The sequence below is a fragment of the Parcubacteria group bacterium CG10_big_fil_rev_8_21_14_0_10_36_14 genome (genome assembly GCA_002772895.1).
Taxonomy (GTDB): Bacteria; Patescibacteriota; Patescibacteriia.
The window spans coordinates 6,518-9,772 of record PFCS01000041.1 but is presented as its reverse complement, the minus strand read 5'-3'; the positions used below and the strand labels follow the sequence as shown (position 1 = coordinate 9,772).

Here is a 3,255-nt window from a genome sequence, read left to right as displayed (position 1 = left end):
TGTTGCAAAGGATTTATTGTATAGCGCCATTTTTCAGTGCCATTTGTATTTATAGCATAAAAATTTCCCGTATCAGAGCCAATGTATATATTTCCGTCAGAAGATATGGCGGGCAGTGAAAGAGCCGTCCCCAAACTATCATTTGAAGGGAACGACCATTCTGTGGCGCCGGTTGTTGCATTTAGCCCAAATAGCTTGCCTTGGTTTTGGTTTGCAAGATAAACTGTATTATCTTTTCCAACCAGGGGCACAATTCCGAAGAAAGGCATTTGCCAATTGCTTACTTCGCTATTTTGCCATTTTATAGCATTGTTTTGCGGTCCTATATATTCGCTTTGTCCGTTGCGCGACGCATTGCCTCCAAAAGCTCCCCAGGAAACAGAAGACGATGGCTCCGGCACATAACATCCGGAAGTGTCATAATTACAACTTGAATTGCAAGATAAACTGCCAACAAACGATTCTCCCATTATACTATTGCAAGTTGCTTCGCCAAGCTCTGAGCCGTCGCATTGTTCTGTGCCATTTATTATCCCGTCTCCGCAAGACGCGGGCTCTAACAACTTCAATGATTCATAAGCATTGATGATTGGGATTTTTACTCCATCAGGACCTTCTGCATACTTCCCGCCTTTTTTTGCACCCTGGACGATTAAATCCTTTACTTCCGCCGCAGTTAAAGTTTTTCCCAGTTCTTCTGCACGAGACCATATTAAACCCGCCAAACCTGAAACAAACGGCGCGGCAACTGATGTGCCAGACATATAACCATATTGGTTGTTCGGGAGAGTACTATATATATTTGTACCCGGAGCGGCTACTGTGTTTGTAGCACTGTAATTAGATGAAGAGGATAGACTGCCGTCTATTTTAATATTTGCAACAGCTAAAACACTTTCTAACTCTAAGGTTGTTCGTGCAGGTGAAACAGTTTCGATTTTATCACTATTATTCCCTGCTGCAACTATAAATAATATATCGCGATTTCTTTCTTTGGCTAATTTATAAATGGCTTTAAAAAAATGATCAAAAATGTCCAAATCCTCTGCTCGAGCCTTATTGGGTGTTTTAGCACATTCTTCGTTTGTTTCTAAACAATAGCCGGCGCTTAAATTTATTACCTTAGCCCCTTTGTCTATAGCAGATCTAATCATGCTCACTATAGACAAAGAATTAGAATTACGTTTTGAATTAAATATTGAAGCACTCGATGCAAAAGTATAGTTATAAAGTCGTAAATTGGGCTTCCATTCTATGCCCGCTATACCAATACCACTATTACCATTAGCGCCGATTATGCCAGCAACATGCGTACCGTGTGCGTTGTCGTCTTGTTTTTTATTTTCTAAAAAATCAAGTTGGTCTGAATTATAAAAATCTATATTACCTTTTAAATCTTCATGAGCTATATTAAATCCGCCATCTACTACCGCAATCGGATAGGTACCGGTTTCTAAACTCCATGCTGATGCTAATCTAATAAATTCCTGCCCCCAATTATTTCCCTCAGGAATACTCTCGTTCCATGAATCAAAAAGAGGATCATTGGGCAATAAAATAGCCGCAGTAATAGATGAAACAAAAACTATAAATATAAATGGTACTAATAAAGTAATTTTATATTTCATAAAAACTTATTTAAAAAGAATTTGTAAAAATTTAATTGCTAAAGCGATTACGGTTCCGCTAAATATTGAATAAAAAACTGTCCTTCCGAATATTTTATGTTTTAATTTAGCCAACGATCCCACAATTAAACTATATAAAAATAATATTATGCCATAAAAAGAATAAAATAATATATAAGTATAATTACTTGGACTCTCATTGCAATAAATAGTTTTACCAAAACTTTCATAATAACCGAGGCACGGTATAATGTTAAAAGTATGAGGTGTCAGCCAAAATGCAACATTATAGAAAAAAGTTTTTGTTAAATAAAAAGTTAAATAAAACAAAACTAAAACCACCAATATATTTATTATTAACCTTTTTGCTTCTTTATTGTTTAAAGTATTTTTTAATTTCATACGTTTGAGTTTAATTATAAATTAGGAATTGTTATTATCTGCCTACCTGCAAAATCAACGATACTATTTTGTTCAAGTTGAGCTATTTTTTGGTCAAGTTCGCTGAAATCAATAGCATTAACCTGTATTTGATATATTTCTAAATCTTTTAAAAAACCAATGAAAACTCCGCCGATATCTTGTACAGCTTGTTTTATTTCAGCTTCACTTGTGCCATCAATAAATTTTACAATAATCTCATCTTTAATATAGTTCTGTCCGATAGCTGGATCTTCTGCAATTCTATCCGCCGTCGGCAGGGTGATATTGTTTGGTATATAATCCGCCGTCGGCTCCTCAACACTCAAATTAACTTTCAGTGTTTGGGGGTAGGTTCTTTTTGATTTGTCTATTGATTTTATATGAATAGTGCCACCATACTCACCTATTTTAGCATTGGCTGGCACAGTAACTAAAAGCTTGATGTCGGTAATGTGATTTTTTTCTATTTTTTGAAAGGAGCTTGGTATAATTATTAAAAAATTTTCTAATCCTGGAGTTGCTTCTAAGCTTATATTTTCTAAATCCTCTTTAGTAACAAGTTGAGCATTTAAGACATTGGTTGTTCCTGTAAAAACAGTTTGTGTTATTTTTTCAGGTATCCAGCTTACGTTGTGACTTTTTATATCCGCCGATAAACCGGCGACTGATAGAGAAAGGGCAAAAAATGGAACAAACACCAATATAAAAGGTTTCTTTTTTGAATTAAATTTCTTTTCCAATTTAATGGTAAACCATGTTAATAGCAGACCGATTATTAAACTAGTCAAAATCATTGAGAGACAATAAATTACGAATCCCCCCCATGTTAAATTAGATATAGACGTATAGCCATTAAAATTTATCGTTACGGGATTTAAATTTATAAAGGGTAAAAGATGCAAATACTGTGTATGGTTGTCAATAAAAGGCGTTAATTCTAGAGAGAGCTTAAAAAAACCTGCCCAATAATCCATTATAATTAAAATTATAAAAACAGCTATAGAATAAATCGTGAACAATAATTTATTCTGTTTTATAATCATTAAAATGTTATTTAGTTTGTTAGTTTTTTTTGTTTTCTTAGCCATATAATTTTTTTTATTAATTCTTAATTAGTTATATTATATCATTTTTTATATATTTAAAGAAAGTTTATCAATTTATTATTTCTTCTAACATTTTCTTTAGCGAATATATATTTATG

General features: G+C 33.4%; 3 protein-coding genes. All 3 read right to left on the bottom strand.

The window, feature by feature from the left end:
- The coding region (locus COU51_03075; GenBank protein PIR66609.1) for a hypothetical protein at positions 1-1,628 on the bottom strand (1,628 nt) is incomplete at its 3' end.
- A 6-nt stretch (positions 1,629-1,634) separates the two neighbouring features.
- Entirely contained in the window at positions 1,635-2,030 is a 396-nt protein-coding gene (locus COU51_03070) for a hypothetical protein (protein PIR66608.1), read from the bottom strand.
- Between the two features lie 14 nt (positions 2,031-2,044).
- The gene (locus COU51_03065) at positions 2,045-3,139 is read right to left on the bottom strand and encodes a hypothetical protein (GenBank protein PIR66607.1); all 1,095 of its coding nucleotides are present in this window, start codon (positions 3,137-3,139) and stop codon (positions 2,045-2,047) included.
- Between the last annotated feature and the right edge of the window lie 116 nt (positions 3,140-3,255).